This is a genomic window from Paenibacillus solisilvae (assembly GCF_042656405.1).
GTDB classification, from domain to species: Bacteria; Bacillota; Bacilli; order Paenibacillales; family Paenibacillaceae; genus Paenibacillus_Z; species Paenibacillus_Z solisilvae.
The window spans coordinates 14,143-36,016 of the sequence record NZ_JBHSOW010000017.1 but is presented as its reverse complement, the minus strand read 5'-3'; the positions used below and the strand labels follow the sequence as shown (position 1 = coordinate 36,016).

Here is a 21,874-nt window from a genome sequence, read left to right as displayed (position 1 = left end):
TAGTGCTGCCTTTTTCTGCAACTGTGGCCTTTTTCTGCAACTGTGGATTTAATTTTCATGGGAGTTCAACAAACTTAAACCTTCGGTTAAGCAATTTCCTTTATTATTTAGCCCCTAGATAAACAGGAAATGTAGTTTTACACTTTGATAAATCTTTTAAGTAATTACGAGCCTCCAGTGGGTAGAGTCGATAATCCAATAAGTTACTTAACGGCAGCCACTCAATTGCCAATTGTCCACTATCTGGAAGTTCCCCCATACAAGCTTCTTCAATGGAATTTGATGAGCATAAAAATATAAATTCAAGTTGGTGGATATTTTTTGTCTCATCTATCACTTCCCTTACAAATAATAGATCACCTACTAGTACATCTAACCCGACTTCTTCCCTACATTCCCGTCGAACATTCTCAATCAGGGTTTCCCCATATTCCTGACCGCCGCCTGGTAATGAATAGAAGATACCTTTATCATCTTGATACTTTATTGTTAGCAATTTATTGTCATGGATCAAAATTGCCTTTGAGGCATTCCTTATCAAAATTAAAACCTCCTACTGGTTAATTTCTGCAAACCAAGAAAGTGCAAGTTGTATGGTAAGGTTCTACGTTTACTTCTTGCATATTTCTACTCGTTCACATTCATAGTACCATATGTTGGAATTCTCCTACTACATCGTTATCGGTTCAAATTTTCTCAAAGTTGGTCTACAGAAGTGCCTACGGCATAACCGCAAACGAAAATCATGGAAAAAATATAGACCACCATCACCACATCCCTATAATCATCACCAGAATGCCTAGACAGCATTGTAAGGCATGTTTCAATCCTAGGTGACCTGTATTCCACAAAGGCAACGATGATAAATAGTCGTTCCATCGCTCTACTGCCCGTTCGTATTATGAGGTCGACCATTTCTTTCTGGTTGATCCTTTTTGCATTTGCTCTGAGGATTAGGGTGAACCCCGTTATAGCGCTAGACATTTCTAAAGGAGAAAGCCACGGACAAGCTTTCTTAGATCGAGGAAAACCTTACAGAGGGACTTTTCATTTTGAACATACATGCGTGCAAACGAAGCTGCAATTCCAAGCAGTTCTGGATCAGGTTTTCCCAGCGTACAAAGGTGTTTTTGGGGCTATGTATTCTAATGTTTGGCCCTAAAATTGCTGCAACAATTTATCGCAAATTGGAGAAGTCGACCGGTTTGATCATCCAAAGAAACTGGTCGCCTTTGCAGGCATCGACCCCAGTGTTTTTGCTTCAGGTAAGTTCGCAGCAAATCGGAATCGAATCACCAAACGTGGTTCCAGACAGCTTAGATATGGCAGTGCAGTGTGGCCTAATCCGTTGTCGCAACTCTCGGATTAAAGAGTTTTGCGACCGTAAAAGAACCGAAGGAAAGCTTCACAAAGTAGCATTAGTGGCATGTGCAAATAAGCTAGTTCATTGGCTGATCCATGCATCTCTTATGCTGCACCACAGAGCATGAAGGATTATCCGTTCTTTCATGGTAGCTCAATGGCTGACATCTGTATCTAAATGAATCATGACCAGTTTACTGTGTATGAGTACGATCAAACTTGAAGATTATAGGAATGTGTATTCGAGAATGATCTAAATAAATTGAATACTTACACCTACTTTTAGGAGGTTACTTCAACATGAATCTGATCAAACGTATAATGATTCCCCTAGGAGTGACCGTAATTGTCCTTCTAGGCGTTCAACTCGGCAACCTTCACGATTACGCAAAAGCAGCAGATTCGAATCAGGAATTTCCAAAAAATGAGATTTCGAAAATCAACACCTCACAAAACAATCTGACCTTCGTTCTCATTCACGGCTCTTGGGCTGACGTCAGCTTTTTCGATGAGACAGCTGCTGCTCTCCGTAAACAAGGGCATACCGTTTATGTGCCGGAATTACCGGGTCATGGAGTCTTAAACAAAGACAAAAACGTAACCCATGAGCAAATTACGAATGCCGTTGTCGATTATATTAAGAAAAAAGATTTAAAAAATATCGTTCTACTCGGACATAGCTTCGGCGGTACGGTTATCATGACTGTAAGCCAACAAACCCCAGATCGGATCCGCCGTCTCGTATTCTTTAATGCTTTTGTTCCTCTAAATGGCGAAAGCTTGTACGATCAACTTCCCCCACCAATTAAAGAAACATTCGGAAAACTGAGCCAAGCTTCAGGGGACGGCACGATCTTGCTTCCGTTCCCACTATTTCGTGATGCCTTTGCAAATACAGCCAGCTTAGAGGAAGCGAAAGCATTGTACAGCAAGGTTAAGCCGGAACCGGCTCGTCCTTTGGAACAAAAACTCGATCTAAAAAAGTTCTATGAACTGCAAATTCCGAAAAGCTATCTTAATCTGACGGAAGATACCGCTCTCCCGCATGGCGATTATGCTTGGCATCCGAAACAATCCAGTCATCTTGGTTTCTTCCGTTACATCGAAGGTGACGGGGACCATTTTACCACTGTCCACACAGAACCGAGAATGATAGCCGAGAAATTCGTGGAAGCCGGCAGAGACTAATTAAGGACAAAAAGAGCAATCGGAAATTCTTTCCTGCCCGATTGCTCAGCCTGTTTGCATATTGATCTACATAATTACGAATCGCTCTTATTTTTAAAGCCGATTTCACTTACCATTCCGCAAAAAAGATCTCCTTGTCGGAGACCTTCCGGCCTTAGCAGCTCTTTTGTCGATATCCGTTCTATCCACCCGGTACAACCCGATAAACGTTTTTCTTCCCTATATTTTGCAAAATGCGGGTTGGCACACGTGACATTTTCAACACATCCGTTATCCCTTTTGCATTTTTCGTTAAGGTTAACATCAAGATTGTTCCTCGCAGTCTAGCGGTATGCCGGGGGAGTTCGGTGGATACGAAATTTCCTAGAGAAGACGCCGCTACCCGATTTCTAATGTGTCCGTCGATGTCCTTCACCTTAAACATTCTTATCGGATGCAGCACATGGGGATGCGCTCCCAGCACTACATTCACACCATTATTAAACAACAGGTGCATGAGCCGGATTTGATTGCGGTCTGGATAAGTTCGAAATTCTTTCCCGAAATGTAGGCAAGCGATAATAAAATCCGTTCTACTCTTCAAGCTGCGCACGTCCGCTATTATTTTTTTCCGGTTTAGCCGGTTGACTAACCACGGCTCCGGCACTGGGACCCCGTTCGTTCCTTTCGTATAAGCCAATATTCCGATTTTTATTCCCTTTACGTTAACAATCAGTTTCCGGCGGGCTTCCCGGGCGGAGCGATACGTGCCCGTATGTCGCAGACCGTGTCGATCGAGGACGTTTAATGTCCGCCTCAAACCGGATCGTTTCCCGTCCATACAATGGTTATTGGCTGTGCCTAATACATCGAAGCCCAAGTTCCGGAGCGCATCAGCGAATTTGTCCGGGGAGTTGAACAACAGTTTTCCGGGCTCTCCGCGAAAATTGTTGCCGGAGAAGGTCGTCTCCAGATTACCTATCGTTAAATCGGATTTACGCAGATAGGGTTTCACTTTGGCAAAAATAGGGGCGAATCCGCCTTCCCGTGCGGCCGAGGCGATCATCTTCTTTTTCATCAACAAATCCCCGACTGCAGCGATTGTGATTTTCGTCAATCCACCCACTCCTTTCATGATTACACCTTATTCGATAGAAAAGCGAAATGTTTGTAAGTTAGGCACCCTCGGTACCGCCAGAAGAAAAAAGCCCAAGCCTGGATCGGCTTGAGCTTTCGCTTTCTAACCCTCTATAGGTTGAGGCTGACAATTCCTCGAAAATTCGTGGCCTGTGCCACATGCGTTTCTTTGGCCATGTCGACAATCAATTGGATTTCAAGAAATTCAGAAAATCTATTAATTTGGTTTATGATTTTCCCATTCTTCCTTATGGATAAAATCAAATCTTCCTTCATCCGCTCAAGCATATCGGGGATATCCCGATAATCAGATAGAAGGTGACGTGTTTTTGACATGGCCTCATTTCCTTCACGACATTATATCCGGACTTGTAGATTATTCGTCGTCTAAACGACGAATCATTTTTAACTGTAAACTAATTTACGTTTTCAAAAAAGCTGTTGCTTGTGAAATTGCAGAGAGATACTTATAGTTATTTACATTGACTTTATTATACAACAAACTGTTGATTAGTTAATGATTGGTTGGAAGGGATTGTGGAAGATGAGTACAATTACGGCTTTTGACAGCAGTTCGATTAAGAAAGGCCCCTTGATGTTTGTTATGATTCTTGGGGCGTTCATCGCCGTTCTGAATCAGACGATTATGAGCGTCGCGATGCCGGAGCTGATGATCGACTTTGATATTGCGGCTTCTACGGCGCAATGGCTGACAACCGGCTATATGCTGGTCAACGGGGTTCTTATTCCGATCACGGCGTTTCTTATGCAGCGGTTTACGACCCGTGAGCTTTTTCAGACGTCCATGATTATTTTTCTCGGTGGAACTATCGTGTCGGCATTGGCGCATAGCTTCGACTTGTTGCTGATTGGACGCCTTATTCAAGCAGCCGGAGCAGGTATTATTATGCCGCTGCTGATGACGGTCGTCCTGACCATTTTCCCTCCAGACAAGCGGGGAGCCGCGATGGGAATGGTCGGTTTCGCCATTATCTTTGCTCCTGCTATCGGACCTACGCTCACCGGTTATGTCATGGAGCATTACTCCTGGCGTACGATGTTTTATGGCATGATTCCGTTTGCCGTTATTGTTATTGCGGTTGCCTTTATTTATTTGAAAAATGTCTCTGAACGAAGCTATCCCAAGATCGATTTCTGGAGCGTTATTCTCTCCACGATTGGATTCGGCGCTCTTCTGTATGGCTTTAGCAGCGCTGGAAGCAAAGGCTGGTCAAGTGCGGAAGTGCTTGTATCCATCTCAGCAGGCGTGGTTTCCTTGGTTTTATTCGTCTGGCGGCAGCTGGCCTCCAAGAATCCGCTTCTTGATCTCAGGGCGTTCAAATACAGTATGTTCTCCTTGACGACCGTTATTAATATTGTGGTTACGATGGTCATGTATGCGGATATGATGTTGCTTCCGTTGTATTTGCAGAATGCACGCGGATATACAGCTATGGAGTCCGGGCTTCTGATGCTCCCTGGCGCGCTTCTGATGGGATTCATGATGCCTGTGACAGGAAAGCTGTTCGATCGGTTTGGAGCGAAATGGCTGTCCATCATCGGGCTGATTATTACGATCGCAACCACAATCGGCTTCATTAATCTGACCGATTCCACCAGTTATACGTATCTGGTTCTGATGTCTACAGGACGTCGCTTCGGGATGGCCATGTTCCTGATGCCGATCACGACGGCGGGATTAAACCAGCTGCCCGCAAGACTGAATGCGCATGGTACGGCCATCTCCAATACGATTAAGCAGGTAGCCGGCGGGATCGGTACCGCTCTGCTTATCACGGTTATGACGACCAGCACCAAGACTCATCTTCAGGATAAGATTGCATCAGGCGACACATCTTCCCAGAAGCATTTGATTATGGAGGCATCTATCCAGGGTATTAATGATGCGTATCTTGTCATCATTGGAATCGGAGTTGTCGGTCTGATCCTTTCCTTCTTCATTAAACGCGTAGGGCAGTCTGAGGAAGTAGAAACCTTAATCACCTTGGACGCCAAGACTGTTAGGCAAGCGTAGGAGCAAGACAGAATCACAATTATGTGTTGCAGCAGAGCTTCTGAGGCGTGACCTCGGAAGCTCTGTTTTTTTCATCTAAGGTTCATAAGTCAGGCAGCCCCTACTTAAAGTTCTTGCTCTTCTATGTGGTATTTGTATAGGATCATAGTATGATTATATTATACTAACCGCAGCATGGCTGAGATTTAACTACTAGGAATGCCGTCTTTTTCGGAATGATTGGTACCGAGGGAAATTCGGCAATAAACGAGGAGGATATTGGCCCCAATGAGAACGATACTTTGTCTTCCCGGCTTTACTGAGGAGCAGCAAGCGGCCGTAAGACTTGCCGCACCGGAATTATCGATTGTTTTCGGCCAGAAGGATGGTACGGAGGATTATTATTATCAAGAAGCAGAGGTTATATTTGGTTGGGATGCCAAGGTGAAGGAAGTGGCGCTGCAGGAAGGCACCAAGCTGCGCTGGGTGCAGAGCTGGTCATCGGGAATCGATAGTTTACCGCTGGAGCTTCTGGAGAAACGCGGTATTCTGCTGACCGATGCCAGCGGCGTTCATGCCCGGTCCGTATCCGAGACGGCCGTCGCTATGATGATGGGGCTTTCTCGCGGTATTGCAGCCGCAGTTCGTAATCAGCAGACGAGAGTATGGGAGAGTCCGAAGTCGCTGGCCGAGCTGAATGGAGGAACCGTCGCGATTGTCGGCGCTGGCGAAATCGGCCGAGAGGTAGCCAGGCTGGCACGCGCGTTCGATATGCGCGTCATCGCTGTCCGCCGATCGGGCAGGTCCATGTCGGAGGCTGACATCGTCTACGATGTTGCCCGTCTCGATGATGCGCTGCGGGAGGCGGATTACGTCGTCAATATTCTGCCTCTCACGAACGAGACAGAGCATCTGTTTCATGCCGAACGATTTGCGGTCATGAAGAGCAGTGCTTATTTCATCAATGTCGGGCGAGGTGCGACGGTTCGGACGGCTGATCTCCTCGAGGCGCTGAACAAAGGCGTTATCGCAGGCGCCGGACTCGACGTGTTCGAGCAGGAGCCGTTACCCGCCGATCATCCGCTCTGGGCGATGCCGAACGTTATCCTCACGCCACATAATGCCGGCGGCATGACCGTCCGCAACACGGAGCGGCTGGCCAAGCTGTTCGTCTCGAACCTTGCGATCTATTTGTCCGGCGAGACCGCAAATCTACGCAATCTGGTCGACTATAAGAAGAAGTACTGATAGGCGTTCCTTGATTGTCGAGAGAGCGGCTGATCAGAGAGCTTGTTAAGAAAATGGCACCGAAATAAGTTTACATGCCGTCACGTAGGGTAACAGTGAAAGCCGGGATGCGCCTCACAAGGTGCATACCGGCTTTGTATCTTTTACTGAACCATGGGCATCACGCTTCATGAGGACGATAACGTGCATGAGGAGTGAACATACGTGCAGTTTTCCCGCATACGGCTTTCCGACTTTGGTTCATTTATAACGAGATTGGGGATGTAACGCAAGGTTCTCAAGCAATTGTGAGGTAATGATGATGCCAAGCTGCTTTAGAGCCATTAAGACCGCACCGGCTGCTGGCGAGAAGGCGGGAGAAACGATGCGGTACCTTTTATTGTTACCCTCCTTCATTCGGGAAGCCAGTTGTTGTTGAAAATATTCGCTGTTGACCACACTTCTAATCACTGCAACCTTGACTTCCGGTTCTGAAAAATAAGAAGCGAGAATCTCCACACCTACCATAATCTGATGTACAGCACGATTACAGACAGTTTGTGCCAATGTACTAAGCTGCAGAGCGGATCGGGTAATAGTCGGGGCCAATTCAGCATACTTTCGATTGCGCTCTCTTTGATCGGTGATGAAACCTTTCAAAGCAAGTTGTGACAGTTCATCTACCGAGGATACCCCCCAAAATTGCAGCATGGACTGGACCAATTGTTGGTCGTTTTCCTGTATATTGCCGGCCATTAACTCATAGGTTGCATCATAAGCCAAGAATCGGGCTGCGCTGGCAGCATATTGATGTAGATCATAGTTCCTGATCTGCTTTCCGTCCTCTGTTACGGCAAAAATGATAGAACCTGTACCCGAAATAACGATTACCCCGAAAGCAGGGCAACGCTATGAGCAACCACTGCATCATTGACATGCTGCTTTACACAAGTAAGTCGGGAAGGTCAGTGAGAGGTTCCGCGCCCGGAAAAGCCGGCAGCGCGTCATTGCCTGCTTGCGCCGCAAGGACCGGCAGTTTTTCATGCCGTACCTCCTCTTTTCAATTCACTTCTTAACCTCTACCCGCATAATTGTTGTAAGTGCTTACATTTTTGCGGTTGCGGCGATACTTATATCTCGCTCTTCTCCCCCTCTCTTGACTGTGTACTGCCATCTTACTCTTACTCATGCGGCAGCCCCCAATTCAACGGTTCAATCCTCCACACCATATACAAAAACGTGAAAACCTCTTATATCGTTCTACAAGGCAGATCCTTGACAATAAAAACCAAATCGGTTCATTCGCTGGCCCGCTTACTCCGGTTGCACCCGGCGGGCTCTAACGACGATTCAGATGGCGGCTTTGAAGTCCAACTCATCATCCGCAGCCATACATCGTTGCTTCAGCAAGTGTCACGAATCCGTTCCCCATGCCCTTGCGCAGTCCACGAGCAGCTGCCTCCAGCAGTCCATCAGCTCCCTAGGCTCATACTGCCGGACCTCGAACATAAACGGTCCTTCATAACCCGCCCCGGCCAGTTCCCCGAGAACTTGAATCCAATCGATGACGCCTGCTCCGGGCATCCAGTGCTTTTCGTCCGTCCCGTCGTTGTCAGACATATGAAGCGTGACGATACGGCTTCCCAGCTTCCGGATAAATGCCTCGGGCGGTTCTTGAACCAGATGATTGACATCGCAGCAAACGCCCAGATCCACGCTGGCCGCGGCAAGCAGCGCCATTTCCCCAGACGTATTGCCGAGACAGGTGCGGGGCAGACATTCCGCCGCCAGACGGATACGATTCCGAACCGCTGCCGCAGCCAGCTCCGCCAGCGACCGCTTGCAGGCCGCCAGACGTTCACGTCGCTCCGCGTCCGCAATCGGTTCCCAGCTGGGATGCAGAACAGCAGTGCGGATGTTCCACCGACCGGCCAGCTCAAGCAGGCGGGCATGGCGGCGTACGGCCTCCTCCCGCTCCGCCTTATCCGGGTTCGAGACATCCCACGACGTGCCGTAAGGGAGGTGGATCGACCAAACGTCGAGCCCACATGCTCGTGCCCGGCGGATCACGGTATCGCAGAAAAGCTCCTTGGCGGGGTCGGACATATCGAATACCTCATTCCGCCAGGCAAGTTCCACATACCGGATGCCGGAGACAGCCATCGCCTCGATATCCCGCTCGAAATTCTCCGCCGTTTCAAGCCGGTAGGAGGTTCCGACCTCCCAAGTGAATGGAGCTCTGCGCACCCCTTTGGCCGCGGGCGCTCCGTTACACCTCTGATCCCCGGTTCCGCTCATCGTATTCACTCCAGTCATCTTGTTCGTAGTACTCCGGCTGCAGCAACCGCGCTTTGTAGAAAGCGGCACCGCGGCGTATCCTGACATCCTTGGGCAGGAAGAAGTCGACGGTATCCGTCGTCCATTCGTATAGGCTGCCGGAAGGCTTCGGTATCGTCTGCACAACGATGCCGGAAGGCTGGTCGCCGACCGCCTTCACGCCGGCACGGTTGATCATCTCCGCTCCCGGGTAGTTCGAGTGGAAAATCCCCGTCTGCTTCTCGAACTGATGACGGCCGCACCGGTACTGACCCACAGCCGGCCGGGATCGCCGCTGACCGGCTGCAGATCGTGCCCGTGCCGTGTCGGCAGCCGATAGAGGTTCATTTCACGCAGCTCCGGAGCGGCATCCGATCCGCCGACCCGCAGGGCGGCCACATGATCGTTGCCGACCGTCCACAGCAAGTTCATCCGGGAATCCCAGACGACGCCGTGGGCGCCTGGCATGGCATATTCGGCATAGACCCCGGAATCCGGTCCCTGCGACGAGGCATATACCCTCACCCAACCGCCGGTGCTCGCGGCGACGGCCAGATTGCCGCCGGGCAGCAGTTCGGCCGAATGCGGATTGCCGCCGACATTCCGCCCCCATTTCCGGCTGCCGCCCTCGGGATAAGGGATGATCGCCACCAAGCCGAGGGAATCGGTGGTCACCAACCACAGCCCGCCCCATACCGCGCAAGGGCGGATTTTCGCCTCCGTTGGCAAACCCCATGCGGCGGTAAGTCCCCTGAAGCCATTTGACTCTTCTGGGGACCAGCGCCAAATCACCGCGTGCTCGTCGTTCCAGTCCGCTGCGGCAGGGTCCAGGACGAGAATCGCATGGGAAGCCTGATCGGTCGCGGCGATGTAACGGCCGGCCTCGCCGCTGGAACGGGAGACGGCATCCGCTTCCCTCTTGTCTGCGACCACCTTGCTCTTTGCAGGTTCCGCGTAGTCTTTCGCTTCCATCCGAGATTAACCTCCTGTCCGAATGACCACCGGCCTGTCAACCGGCGGTCTATAAAGAGTATCGAAGCATACCGCGGGGATGAAACTCTGGTCAAACGCCATAGGCTAACGCTGGCGCCCAACCCGCGCTCGAATCCGGCTTTATTCGTAGCCGGGATTCAGTACGCGCGCCTTATACAGCTCGGAGTCTTGAATTCTGCGCTCGCTCCGCGACCCGTCAGGCTGAAAGAAATCGATGGTATCCGTACACCAGTTGTTCGCCGTGCACGGACCTGGCGGCGTCTTGGCCGTATCCGTGACGGTTTCCACGACTCTCCCGTCCGGGAGGCTGCCGACGCTCTTGACTCCGACGCGACTGATGCCGGCGCTTCCCTCATAAGAGAGGTCGAATTTCCCTGTCGACTTGCTGTATTGGTAGACTTTCGAACCTGTCGCCACCCACAGCTTATCGGGGCTGCCGGCTACGGACTGTACGTCGTGCGCATGCTTGGTCGGCAGCTGCGCCTTCATCCGCTCCGTGAGGACAGGCTCGGCGTCGGTTCCTTCCACGGCCAGTTCGACGATGTCAAAGGAGCCGGCAGCCCACAGCGTTTTTCGTTCCAGGTCCCATAACACCGCATGTGCGCCAGGCAGGCCGTATTCTGCATAGGTCCCGTCATCTGGTCCTTGCGAGGAGGCATAGACTCTGATCCAGCCTCCCGTGCTGGCGGCGACGGCGATATTGCCGTTCGGGAGCAGCTCTGCCGCGTGCGGATTGCCCCCGACCTCCAATCCCCACTTCCTGCTGTCTCCCTGCGGATAGGGAATAATGGCTGCCAGACCTTTGGAATCGGTGACAGCCATCCACACCCCGCCCCATTGCACGACCTCCCGCACCCTAGCTTCGGTGGGCAAGCCCCACAGTGAAGTCAGTCCCTGAAACCCGTTCGACTCCTGCGGCATCCATGACCACTTTGGGGAGCCACCCCAGTCGGCGGTATCGGGATCGAATATCCGAATCTCGTTCGCACCCTGGTCCGTCACCGCGATCTCCGCTTCGTCCGAGGCGCCCCCCCGCTGCGGAGAAGTCCCGCATCCCGCCGCCAAGAGCGCCAGCGCGGCGGCGGTCGTCAACAGCCCGGCACGCTTCATCCAGCTGCTCCGTTCATTCATTCACAATCCCCCCTTGTATGCAGGAAGAACCTCCCCCGCCTAAGCGGGAAAGGTTCCGGTCGCTACCGTCCCGATTACTTGTCAAGGCCCAGCTTCTGAACTTCGTCGTTCACTTCTTTGATAGCCGGCTGCAGCCCTTTGTCGTCGTAGCCTTTAAGAATGCTTTCCCACATCGCCGCGGGATCGCCTTTGCCGAGCATCACCTTAATCACGTCGTCCACCGGATTGATGGCGCTCAGCTTCGCCTTGGCCGGCGTATACAGCTGTTCGACCTTGAAATTCGTCGGTATAGGCATCAGCTTCTCCCGATTGCTCTTGTACGCTTCGTGGGACAGCGTCCACAGCTTCTCGCCGTAGTTGATTTTGTTGATTTCGTTCTCTTCCAGCTCCAGCTGCTGACCCCATGCAGCCAACGAGCCGAACAGCCCGCCATAGGACGGATAGAGCGAGCCAAGCGATTTGTACTGGCCGTCCGAGCCCTCATCCCGGGTAATAACGAACTTATCCCCTTCTTTCTTGTAATCCTTCCCTTCGAAGCCGTAGCGCTTGAAGGTCATGAATTCGTCAGAGAGCAGCCAATCGTAAATTTGCAATATCCGGTCCATTTTCTCGTCGCTCACGTTGGCGCTGAAATAGCTTTCCGACCAGAAGGTGACCGCCGTGTACCGGTAACGATTCCCGTCCGCGGCTTCCCAGGAAACCGGCAATATTTCCACCGAATCCTCGAACGCTTTATCTTTGTTGTATTTCTCCCACGCCGTCTTCATACTGTTTAAGGCGTTCGCGGTGCCCTGGACGGAAAGCGCGCCGACCTTGCCCTGGCCGAATTTGTCGAACCCATCGTTCGTCTTCATAATGGCAAAATCGGGATCGATCGCGCCTTCGGCGTACAGCTTACGCATCTGAACGACGGCGTCCTTCATCCGTTCGGAGGCGTAATACGGAATGTACTTGCCGTCTTCCTTCACCCACGAGCTGTTAATCAGATTCGGCAGTGTCCCACCCGCAATCGGCAGCAGCATGCTGCTGTTCGCGCGGAACGTCAGTCCGACCGTATCGTCCGCGCCGTTGCCGTCGGGGTCCCCATTGACGAAGGCCTTGTACATATTCAAGTAATCGTCGTACGTGACGGGAGCCTCTAGCCCCAGATTCTCCATCCAGTCCTTGCGGACGACGATCGACCGCTCAATCGCCCATTGGTCGGTTTCCTTGTACGTTTGGCGTGGAATCATGTAATACCGGCCTTCGACTTTAAGCGATTTCGTATCCTCGAGATTCAGGACGTTCTGCACGTTGGGATATTTGCTCAAATCTTCGGGGAGCGCCCGGATGATGCCCTGATTGATCCAGGAATAATAGGTTTCGGAGTTGATGATGTCGTCGCTGAAGACGTCGGGCAGATCGCCCGCGGCCGCCCACAGCTGGTACTTCTCGGCGTAATCGGCATAGCTGATCACATTGTCGACGATCCGGACATTGAATTTGTCCTGGATGAATTTCAGAAACTCATCCGATTTCCGGTCCGGGAACGCCTTGCTGATATTGAAGAACGACATGGAGATATCCAACTTCTCGCCCTTCTCGCCGTTCTCTCCTGCGGCCGAAGCCTGGTTGCCGTTATCATTGGAAACCGTCGGTTTCGGCTCATTCGTCTTTCCCCCGCCCCCGTTCTCCCCTGCACAGCCTGCCAGCAGAGCGGCCAGCACGATCAGCGCCATTACCGCCGCAGAATATCGTTTCGACTTGCCCATGGTGCTCCTCCCTTTTTCGTTTGCTTTTTTTATTTTAAGACCTGCGTCTTAAAACCGGAATCACTATTCCTTCACCGCGCCCAAAGTCAAACCCGCCGCAAAATATTTTTGCAGGAATGGGTACAAAATCATGATCGGCGCCATCGTGACGATCACACTGGCCATCTTCAGGCCGTCGGGGTAGATGTCGCTGAGCTGCGCGACCAGAGAGGCCCCCATGTCGTCCCGATGCATCTTCGTCACATCCATCAGCATATTTCGCAGGAACAGCTGCATCGGATACCTTTTCGGCTCGTTCACGAACAGCATTGCCAGGTACCATTCGTTCCAGCGGGATACGGCGTAGAAAAGCGTAATCGCCGCCAGCGTCGGCTTGGAGATCGGCAGCACGATCCGGAACAAAATCCGAATGTCGTTCGCCCCGTCTATCTTAGCCGATTCCTCTAGCTCCGCCGGAATGGAGCGGAAATGGTTCAGCATGACGATCAGAAAGAACGTATTCACGGCAACAGGCAGTACCATCACACTGTAATGATTGATCAGGTGCAGGTTCCGGATGTTCAGGTAGTAGGGAATCAATCCGCCGCCGAACAGCATCGTGAAAACGATCAATCCCATAATCGCGCCACGTCCCGGAACCGTTTTTTTGCTCAGGGCATACGCCCCGCAAGCGGTTACGAGCATATTGAGCAGCGTGCCTGCAACGGTTATGAGCGCGGTTACTGTCAGCGCGCGGCCGATGTAGCTTCCCTTGAGCAGCATGTTGTAGGATTCGATGCTAAAGCTTGTCGGCAGTAGGTAGAAACGCTGCTTGGCCACCGCCGCCGGGTCCGCGAAGGATGTGATGACCACGTTATAAAACGGCAGCACTGTAAGAATCGCCAGCAGCATCAACACCAAATGGATCAAACCATTCGACCAGATGGACGTTCGCGACGTTCTCATCAATAGAGCCCCTCCTGTCCCAGTCGCTTGGCGGCCCGGTTCGCGAGGTAGAGGAGCGCGAAATTAATGACTGATTTGAACAACCCGATCGCGGTCGATGTGCCGTAGCTGGAACCGACGGCGAAGGTGCGTCTGTAGATATACGTGTCCAGGATGTCGGCCTTCTCGTAAACGGCCGGATTGTACAGGTTGAAGATCTGGTCGAACCCCCCGCCTCCGGAGCTCATCGTCCGTCCGATCTGCAGAATCAGCAGAATGACTGCCGTGCTCCGCAAGGCCGGCCAAGTGACATAAACCATCTGGTGAAACCGGTTGGCTCCGTCGATGCGTGCTGCTTCGTACAAGGTAGGATTAATGCCTGCGATGGCTGCTAGGTAGATGATCGTGCCCCAGCCCATGTCCTTCCACAAGCTGCTGCTGTAGATCAGCCCGCGGAAATGCGCCGGGTCGACAAGCAGACTCACTTTGTGAAAGCCGGCCATATCCAGCAGCTGGTTCAGAACCCCGAAGGCGCCCAGAAAATTCACCATGATGCCGCTTACGATGACCCAGGAAAGAAAATGCGGGAACGTGTAGACGACCTGATAAAAATTCTTCAGTCCCGACCTGCTCACTTCATTGATCAGCAGGGCGACAACGATCGGAACGGGAAATTCGAACACCAGTCGTCCGAACGAAATAATGACCGTATTCCGGAAGGCGACCCAAAAATCGTCGAGTGCGAAGATCTCCCTGAAATTCGCCAGCCCGATCCAGTCGCTGCGCAGAATCCCCTTGGCGAAATTAAACTCCTTGAACGCAAGCACGATCCCGTACATCGGAAAATAATCAAACACGATATAATAAACAAGCAGCGGTAGCATCAACAGGTACAAATATTTGCATGCGATCATTCGCTTCAGCAAGCCCGTGGAGAGCGGCCGTATGAACAAAACTAACCGATTCTATGTCAATTTCCCGGGAAACCAAGAAGAAACAGCTTTCGCTCCGCGCGAACCGTTACCGCGAAGTTCACGTGCGCGATTCCGCACGTCCCCCGGCGGCGCAAAAAGACCCGTGGATACGCCTGCCTATGCGGCGTATCCACGGGTCTGTTCCGATAACGGCTCTCTCAGGGATGCCCCGCCAACCGGAATTCCGTAGGCGTGCGTCCGGTAATTCTCTTGAACTGTTTGGCGAAGTAGAAATAGTCGCCATACCCCGCCATCTCGGCAATCTCGCCGACGGACAACTTCGTCTCCTTCAGCATCCCGCAGGCATAAACTATCCGCAAGCCGGTCAAATATTTGGTGAAATTCACCTTCAGCTCTTTCTTGAACAGCGCGCTCAAATAATTGGGATGCATATGGAACGTTCTGGAGATTTCCTGCACTGAAATCGGTTCGCGATAGCTGGCATGAACAAATGCCAGAATCGACGCCAGTTTCTCTTCACTTGCGGACGCTGCCGGTGGAGCGCCGTCGGTGCGTCCGGCGAGCAGATCGCCGAGATCGTCCAGCATGTCCGTAGCCGTGCCGTAGGAACCGGCAAGCTCTTCGTAATCGAGCATGTAATGCTCTGAATAATCGCCACCGGTGCGGTATGCCTCAGAGAGAATCAGATTGTAAAGGCGGAACGCATACCGGATGTCGCGAGTTCCCGAATCGAACGCCGCCGCCCACTCCCCGAGCGCCCGTCTGATAAGCGTAGCGTCCTCGCTCCCGATCCCTCCGCGAAGCAGGCCGAGCGCCCTGCGATCGGTTCCTTCCTCAGGGGATTCGGAACGAGTCTCCCCTATTCTCGAACCACCCGCAAAATAGCAGTAGGAAGCAATGTTCGCCGCGTCGACGCTCTCTCGGAACTGCCGTAGCTCATGAAAAACCGGGCCGATTCCGGCCCCTCTCGCTTGCGGGGGCAGCTGATCCGGTAGGCTGTACCGCACCCGCTCGCGCGCGCTCCCCTGAAGCACATAAGTTGTCTTCCCGCTGCCTGTCCGAATCGGAATCCGCTGCCGCTCGCCGACAAACAAGCTGGGAGCGTCTCCCTGGACGACGACCGCGAAAGCGCCCTGAGCCGGCTTCCATTCGAAATTCAGCCGGTCCAGCAGCCGCAGCACTTCCTCTTCCGCCCCCGGTGCGTCTTCCCGTCCGAAGAGGTGGTCGAACTGCTGATTCTGCAGCAGTTGCCTATTCTGTTCAATTCTGCTGCCGGCCTTGGCGAGAAGAGCGGTGATCTCATCCGCATCGTACGGCTTCAGGCAGTAACCCGCCGCGCCATACTGCATCGCCTGACGGGCGTATTCAAATTCCGCATAGCCGCTTGCCATGATGCACTGTACTGGCAGCTCCTGTTCGGATATATGCTTGATCAGCTCGATCCCGTTCATGCCCGGCATGCGGATGTCAATAAAGACGACATCGGGCCGCAACTCCCTGATCCGCTCCATCGCCTCTATGCCGTTGCCCGCTTCACCGACGATTTCAAATCCGAGGGCACCCCAATCCAAGGTGCCCCTCAGGCTTTCCACAATCCACGGCTCGTCGTCTACGATCAGCACGTTATACATGGTCATCCTCCTCGGCTGGAAGCCGGATGCTCACCCGCGTCCCCATTCCCGGCGCGCTCTCCACCTCCGCGATTCCGAATTCGGGCCCATAAGCGATGCGTATCCGGTTGTGGACGTTCAGCAAGCCTATATACTGCTTGGGAGCGCTGTCGGATGACGGCTCTCTGCCGTATCGGGACAAACTTAGTCGGATCTGTTCCAGCCTGTCCGGATCCATCCCGACGCCATTATCCGCGACCCACAGCAGCAGCTCCCGGCCCCCCCTCTCCTCGCGGCAGCCGACGGTCAGCTCCGCGGGATAGAGACACGGTTCAATGCCGTGAAAGACGGCGTTCTCGACCAGCGGCTGCAGAATCATTTTGATTACTCTGTAATGTTCGCAGCCCGCGGAGTATTGCTCCCGAACCGTAAACCGGTCACCGAACCGGACTTTTTGAATGCGGATATAAGCCTGGACGATTTCGGTTTCGTCGCGGACGGCGACCTTGTCGCCCCCTTTGATGCTGTAACGGAAAATGCGCCCGAGCGCGTCGGTCATTTCGCGGATTTCGCCGACCCCTCTGGCATAGGCGATGCCTTTGATCGTCTCCAGCGTGTTATACAGGAAATGGGGATTGATCTGGCTTTTCAAATAGAGCAGTTCGGCCTGCTTCTTATGAAGCTGAAGCTCGTATATATGCCGTCTTGGTGTCGACCAGCTTGGCCGTCAAATCGTCAATCTCGTCCAGCAGGGTGTTGAACTGCCGGGCCATGATGCTGATTTCCGCATAACCTTCCAGAGACACCCGCTTGCTCGGCTTGCGCAGACCTTTGGAACGCAAATCATAAATGAAGGTGATGAACGACCGGATCGGATGCAGAATGTTACGACTGATGGCAATGTACAGGACATACATGACCGCGATTAGCACCGCGAACATACCGAGCATCAGACGCTGCACCTCTTCCAGCCCGTGAAACAGCGCGCTGACCGGAAAGACGCTTACGATTTTACCGCCGATCTCGGGAATGTCCTCTTCGCGCACGATAAATTTAGCGCCGTCCCTGCTGTAATCAGCCGTACGCTCGCCCCTGCCTACAATCTTCTCCAGATCGGGGGCCAGCCGCTCTCCGACTATCCCCGACACGTTGCTGGAGCCGACCACCCCGTTCCGGTCGAGCATATAGAAGTTTCCGCCGACAGTCTTGGAGAGATCACCGATGCGAGGCGAGATGGCTTCCATATCTAGAACGAGAATGACATAGCCAATCTTACTCTCGGCCGAGATCAATTTGCGGCTGTTATAGACTGGAACGCCTACATACATGACATAGTCTTTGTAATAGGGAGAGTACGTGACGCCCGAATAATAAGCGCTCGTCCGGTCCGGAATGTCCGAGAACGGGATGTAATCTCGGCAGCCGACGCAGTTATAAGCAATCTTCCCCTGGCCCAGCAGTACGATGCTAAGAATGCCCTGCTTCATCGCCTGCAGATTCACAATCAGCTTTTCGATTTTGTTGTTCAGCTCGAACTGCTTCAATCGGTCCTCCTCCTGGAGAAACTGCTGGACCATCTCGTTGTATGCAATATTCGGGAGGATCTGGTTTATGGATACCGCGCCCGAGACGACGCTCAACTTGATCGCCGAAATCATCTCGCTCGTATATTCGCTGTTTTGCTTATAAGTGATGTGCAGAATCCGGTTATAACCCCAGGTGGCCGCGCCGATCAGAATGATCAGAATCGCGATGCCCAGCGACAGAAGCTGCAGACGGATGGAGGTTTTTCGTAAAAAGACGAACATGCCCGCTCCCCTCTCGGGCCGGTCCGGGCTGCCTGTCTGCGCGCTGACCGCGGCACCCGTGCCTCCGGCGCTGGCGAATTGAAGATATCATTTCGGCTGCCTACCGCGTATGGACATATCCAAGCAGATATATGTCTGATTCTCTCTTCGCTGCTTTCGCCCCGGTCAGGGATCGAACGCTCGGCGGCGCGTTCACTATGCCACCGTCCGCGCGGTCCCATAATCCGCCCACCCGACGCGGTTAGCAGCAGACCCGGAATGAAATCCGGTGCCAAAGCACGGCTTCCAGTTCACAGATCAACCGCGCAGCGAAACCCCATGTTGCCCGCCGAGCTGTCCAGCGAATTCTTGATCCGGGCCGCTCCACCCGGTACCAGTATTAACACCGACCTATGCGGCTTCTTTCCACCATGTTAACTTAACTGAGCGAACAACCATCTCTAGCGCCTCCGTACACCCCCATATAAAAGAGCCCCCAGGCTTTATAACCATCCATGACCTGTGCAGTTAGCCCTCGTTCCTTACAATAACGAATCATCTCATTAGATAAATCAATACACTGTACTTCTAATCCATTATTATTAGGCTCTGTTAAATTTAAATGTTGATTTTTATATAGTAATTAGGGGAACCTTCATTTGTCGAGGTTCCCCATTCTTGTTCAACTAACGCCCCCGTTATCTCAATGGCAAATGAATTACAACTCGTTATTTCTCCCAAAGCTCGACCAGTCGACCTTCAGGATCTTCAATCCAAATAAACTTTCCAAATTCACTAATCTCTTTTTTCTTTGCAAGAGGTACACCAATATGTTCAAGATGCTTAATAGTCTCGTTTAGATTATGTACTTGGAAATTTAACATCACTTGTTGTTCTGTTGGAAAATAACTGTCATTCTCGGTAAAGAAAGAAAAGATAGTCTCATTTCCTAATTGGGGTTTTATCACAGTCCCATTCCAATTTTCTATTTCAATCTTCAACACTTCACTGTACCATTTTTTTATAACTTCAAGATTCTTAGTTCTCCAAAATATTCCTCCGAAACCTTTTATCATCGTATCTAACTCCTGTCTGTCATCAAATTTTTAGCTATCCGATTACATTTTACATTAGATATTCGAGATTTAAATTTAAGTTCCTTTTTCAACTATACTGCCCGATCGTTAAATAAGCACTATACAACGAATTTTGATAAACGTAAACTATCGTAAGTATCTGTTATTTCAAAAACAAAAGATGATAATAGGAATTCCTTAATATTATGTTTTGTACTTTCATTGCTACGGCTATCCACAAACAAGAATCAAGCAAGGTAATTGTCGAGATACTTTGTTGCTACACCTTTAAATCGGTTTATCCATTGTTTCAAACGTGAATGGAGACCATTTACGTTTTGTATATGATGCAAGCCTTTAATAACGTGTTTATCATCGTTCGATTTAATTCTGTAATGCTCGATGACCCTGGGAGTGACTCCCAGGGTCATCGATTTAGTCAATGATGATTGCAAACCACGTAGTGCAGGTCAGATTTGTCTTCAAACCGAAGCATGTCTCCACTCCAAGATGACTTCCGACGCTTTGGAGGCTCCCCCTGCCTCGCGGAAGGATGCGCCGATCGCCTCGGCCTGCAGTTTGTAGGAAGGGTCGGCGAGCAGGATTTCGGCCGTTTCGCGCAGAAGAGCCGGCGAAAGATCGCCGAGACCGAGCGCAATTCCCGCCCTCAGCTCAGACACCCTCCGGGCTATCATAGGCTGATCAGCAGATACCGGAATGACAGCCAGCGGAGTGCCATAGTAAAGCCCTTCGCTCGTACTGTTCATTCCTCCGTGAGTAAAGAACACGTCGGCATGCTGAAGCACATCTAACTGCGGCACGTAGTTTTTCACAACAAAATTATCCGGAATGGATGAAAAGTCGCTCAAATTTGTATTTTTTCGATTGACATCACGATTGCCGCATCGAGGTCTTTAAACGCTTCAAAACACATTTCATAGAAGTGCTTCTGTTGATTGAACACCGTACCCATCGAGATATAAACGACTTTGCGCCCTTTTAAATCCTCTACGGGAAATTCGGGAGCGCCTTTACGAGGTGCAATGGAGGGACCGACGAAGTGATATGAACCGTCGAAGGACTCTGAATTCGGTTGGAAGTGTGTCGAGGTGTAGACGACGGTCATGTCGACAGGGTGGCAGAAGAAACCGGCCGGCTTCTTCAGGAAACTGAGGTCCAAGTTATGCTCTGATTGGATAAGCTGTACCCATTCATCCATCATGCGGGTTACTTCGTCGAACTTATCCGGCGGAATCATTTTTTTCATCGGGCTTTCGAAATCAGCATGAAGGGCGATAGATGTGCATGAGGCAATCTTCGGCAGTCCTAACTTTTCCGCTACCATCCAACCCGCCAGGCACATATGGTCATTGATCACATAATCGTACTTTTCGTTTTGAACTTGAGGTAGGATCGTCAGATACAGCTCATGAGATTTCCTCAGCATGATGTCCATGAACTTGAAGAGATCCGAACCGGGTCCTCCCGTTCCTGCGCCGTTCTTGAGAAGCTCCTTCTCTAGAAAATCCTCATACGTCCTGACGTCAGCTCCGACTCCTTCCAGTCGCTCCCTGAACTTTTCCACACAGTAATAAGTAACTTCTTCTCCTCTGCTCGTCAGCTCCTTCACAAGGCCTACCGTTGGGTTTACGTGTCCCTCTGCAGGAAAGTTAATGAACAGTACTTTTCCCATGGTTAATCACTCCCTTCCACTCTATGGTAATATAAGGAAGATGGTGGAGTCAAAACAAGACTCTCGCATTGGGGATACCATGGCTTGGTTGTGACAAAACTGTTACAAAGGTCAGGCATGCTTGAAATTGTGATAAACCGCTTCATCCCGACGCAATTCCACTAAGATCGTTCGGCAGCCTGCTTTGTAATGCTGTCGTTATCCGTCAGCTTAACAAATTGTTGTCTCCAGTTCTTTAATCATTCTCCAAGCTACATTTTTTTGTTTTTCTTCTTTCAATTTCTTTAAGCCGTATTTTTCGTAGAATCTCAAAGCTCTAACGTTTGTAGGAGAAACTTTTAAATGATATTCGTTCACAAGGTATTTACGGAAAAAGTTTTCAGCGTATTCTAATAATTTTAGTCCATACCCTTTACCTCGAAATTCAGGAATTAGATAAAAAAGATTTACATATCCAATATCTCTTCCTTCATAATTCCGGATTTGAAGCTCAATTTGTCCAATGATTTTTCCGACTTCCTCTACAAGAACCAGCCCTTCAGGGAATTTTCTAACTCGCTCTTCTATTAGCAATACATACGCATCCTCGTCCCCTAAGCCTTCATCGCTTCCGTAGCTCACCATAAAAGAATCTCTACGGAAAGTGATAATAGTATCTCTGTCATTTTTAGTATCGATTGTCCTGAATTGCATATTAATACCTCCAGGAGATGTTTTTTATCTCATTTATTTCATATTTTTTCGTTTTATG

At 51.0% G+C, this 21,874-nt stretch carries 21 protein-coding genes and 2 pseudogenes; 4 read left to right on the top strand and 19 right to left on the bottom strand.

All coding sequences use genetic code 11. From position 1 onward, the window contains the following. Positions 1-103: 103 nt before the first annotated feature. Positions 104-541, bottom strand: a complete 438-nt coding sequence (locus ACFPYJ_RS05475) for an NUDIX domain-containing protein (RefSeq protein ID WP_379187044.1) — start codon at positions 539-541, stop codon at positions 104-106. 613 nt (positions 542-1,154) lie between these two features. On the opposite strand from ACFPYJ_RS05475, the pseudogene ACFPYJ_RS05470 reads away from it, so the two are divergent. Both ACFPYJ_RS05470 and ACFPYJ_RS05465 read left to right on the top strand, forming a co-directional pair. After that, positions 1,155-1,490, top strand: a pseudogene (locus ACFPYJ_RS05470) (transposase); the annotation flags it as partial. Between the two features lie 172 nt (positions 1,491-1,662). Next, complete coding sequence (locus ACFPYJ_RS05465; protein WP_379187043.1) at positions 1,663-2,550, top strand: alpha/beta hydrolase; 888 nt, start codon at positions 1,663-1,665, stop codon at positions 2,548-2,550. A gap of 181 nt (positions 2,551-2,731) precedes the next feature. Here the strand turns inward: ACFPYJ_RS05465 and ACFPYJ_RS05460 are convergent, their stop codons facing one another. Both ACFPYJ_RS05460 and ACFPYJ_RS05455 read right to left on the bottom strand, forming a co-directional pair. Continuing rightward, positions 2,732-3,646, bottom strand: coding sequence for a CapA family protein (locus ACFPYJ_RS05460; RefSeq protein WP_379187042.1), 915 nt, complete (start codon positions 3,644-3,646; stop codon positions 2,732-2,734). 131 nt (positions 3,647-3,777) lie between these two features. Continuing rightward, a complete protein-coding gene (locus ACFPYJ_RS05455) occupies positions 3,778-4,002 on the bottom strand; it encodes a hypothetical protein (protein WP_379187041.1) in 225 nt (74 codons plus the stop codon). Between the two features lie 208 nt (positions 4,003-4,210). On the opposite strand from ACFPYJ_RS05455, the gene ACFPYJ_RS05450 reads away from it, so the two are divergent. After that, positions 4,211-5,701, top strand: coding sequence for a DHA2 family efflux MFS transporter permease subunit (locus tag ACFPYJ_RS05450; protein WP_379187040.1), 1,491 nt, complete (start codon positions 4,211-4,213; stop codon positions 5,699-5,701). Between the two features lie 267 nt (positions 5,702-5,968). Next, positions 5,969-6,928: a D-2-hydroxyacid dehydrogenase gene (locus ACFPYJ_RS05445; RefSeq protein WP_379187039.1), complete on the top strand. Its 960-nt coding sequence runs from the start codon at positions 5,969-5,971 to the stop codon at positions 6,926-6,928. Between the two features lie 240 nt (positions 6,929-7,168). Here ACFPYJ_RS05445 and ACFPYJ_RS05440 read toward each other — a convergent pair whose 3' ends face one another. The 16 genes and pseudogenes from ACFPYJ_RS05440 to ACFPYJ_RS05365 all read right to left on the bottom strand — a co-directional run bounded on the left by ACFPYJ_RS05440 (position 7,169) and on the right by ACFPYJ_RS05365 (position 21,816). Next, on the bottom strand, positions 7,169-7,768 hold the full coding sequence (locus ACFPYJ_RS05440; RefSeq protein WP_379187049.1) for a hypothetical protein: 600 nt from the start codon (positions 7,766-7,768) through the stop codon (positions 7,169-7,171). A 552-nt stretch (positions 7,769-8,320) separates the two neighbouring features. Next, positions 8,321-9,205, bottom strand: a complete 885-nt coding sequence (locus ACFPYJ_RS05435; RefSeq protein WP_379187038.1) for a sugar phosphate isomerase/epimerase family protein — start codon at positions 9,203-9,205, stop codon at positions 8,321-8,323. Next, the gene (locus ACFPYJ_RS05430; RefSeq protein WP_379187037.1) at positions 9,177-9,422 is read right to left on the bottom strand and encodes a hypothetical protein; all 246 of its coding nucleotides are present in this window, start codon (positions 9,420-9,422) and stop codon (positions 9,177-9,179) included. The genes ACFPYJ_RS05435 and ACFPYJ_RS05430 overlap by 29 nt, the downstream gene beginning before the upstream one ends. After that, complete coding sequence (locus tag ACFPYJ_RS05425; RefSeq protein WP_379187036.1) at positions 9,419-10,195, bottom strand: DUF6528 family protein; 777 nt, start codon at positions 10,193-10,195, stop codon at positions 9,419-9,421. Before ACFPYJ_RS05425 ends, ACFPYJ_RS05430 begins: the two co-directional genes overlap by 4 nt. A gap of 141 nt (positions 10,196-10,336) precedes the next feature. After that, a complete protein-coding gene (locus ACFPYJ_RS05420) occupies positions 10,337-11,137 on the bottom strand; it encodes a DUF6528 family protein (RefSeq protein ID WP_379187048.1) in 801 nt (266 codons plus the stop codon). Positions 11,138-11,421: 284 nt separating this feature from the next. Then, positions 11,422-13,098, bottom strand: coding sequence for a type 2 periplasmic-binding domain-containing protein (locus ACFPYJ_RS05415; protein WP_379187035.1), 1,677 nt, complete (start codon positions 13,096-13,098; stop codon positions 11,422-11,424). A gap of 63 nt (positions 13,099-13,161) precedes the next feature. Beyond that, positions 13,162-14,043 (bottom strand): carbohydrate ABC transporter permease, encoded by an 882-nt coding sequence (locus tag ACFPYJ_RS05410; RefSeq protein WP_379187034.1) that lies wholly within the window; start codon positions 14,041-14,043, stop codon positions 13,162-13,164. Next, complete coding sequence (locus ACFPYJ_RS05405; RefSeq protein WP_379187033.1) at positions 14,043-14,975, bottom strand: ABC transporter permease; 933 nt, start codon at positions 14,973-14,975, stop codon at positions 14,043-14,045. Before ACFPYJ_RS05405 ends, ACFPYJ_RS05410 begins: the two co-directional genes overlap by 1 nt. A 179-nt stretch (positions 14,976-15,154) precedes the next feature. Further along, entirely contained in the window at positions 15,155-16,588 is a 1,434-nt protein-coding gene (locus ACFPYJ_RS05400) for a response regulator transcription factor (RefSeq protein ID WP_379187032.1), read from the bottom strand. Continuing rightward, entirely contained in the window at positions 16,581-17,228 is a 648-nt protein-coding gene (locus ACFPYJ_RS05395) for a sensor histidine kinase (protein WP_379187047.1), read from the bottom strand. Before ACFPYJ_RS05395 ends, ACFPYJ_RS05400 begins: the two co-directional genes overlap by 8 nt. Before the next feature lie 13 nt (positions 17,229-17,241). Further along, a complete protein-coding gene (locus ACFPYJ_RS05390; protein WP_379187031.1) occupies positions 17,242-18,375 on the bottom strand; it encodes a cache domain-containing protein in 1,134 nt (377 codons plus the stop codon). Positions 18,376-19,082: 707 nt separating this feature from the next. Then, positions 19,083-19,430: a VOC family protein gene (locus ACFPYJ_RS05385; protein ID WP_047685110.1), complete on the bottom strand. Its 348-nt coding sequence runs from the start codon at positions 19,428-19,430 to the stop codon at positions 19,083-19,085. Between the two features lie 119 nt (positions 19,431-19,549). Next, positions 19,550-19,834: pseudogene (locus ACFPYJ_RS05380) on the bottom strand (IS1595 family transposase); the annotation flags it as partial. Between the two features lie 78 nt (positions 19,835-19,912). After that, positions 19,913-20,299 carry a nucleotide disphospho-sugar-binding domain-containing protein gene (locus ACFPYJ_RS05375; RefSeq protein ID WP_379187030.1) on the bottom strand — a complete coding sequence of 129 codons (387 nt, stop codon included), beginning with the start codon at positions 20,297-20,299 and terminating at the stop codon, positions 19,913-19,915. Beyond that, positions 20,296-21,123, bottom strand: coding sequence for a glycosyltransferase (locus ACFPYJ_RS05370; protein ID WP_379187029.1), 828 nt, complete (start codon positions 21,121-21,123; stop codon positions 20,296-20,298). Before ACFPYJ_RS05370 ends, ACFPYJ_RS05375 begins: the two co-directional genes overlap by 4 nt. A 210-nt stretch (positions 21,124-21,333) precedes the next feature. Further along, on the bottom strand, positions 21,334-21,816 hold the full coding sequence (locus tag ACFPYJ_RS05365; RefSeq protein WP_379187028.1) for a GNAT family N-acetyltransferase: 483 nt from the start codon (positions 21,814-21,816) through the stop codon (positions 21,334-21,336). Positions 21,817-21,874: the final 58 nt, after the last annotated feature.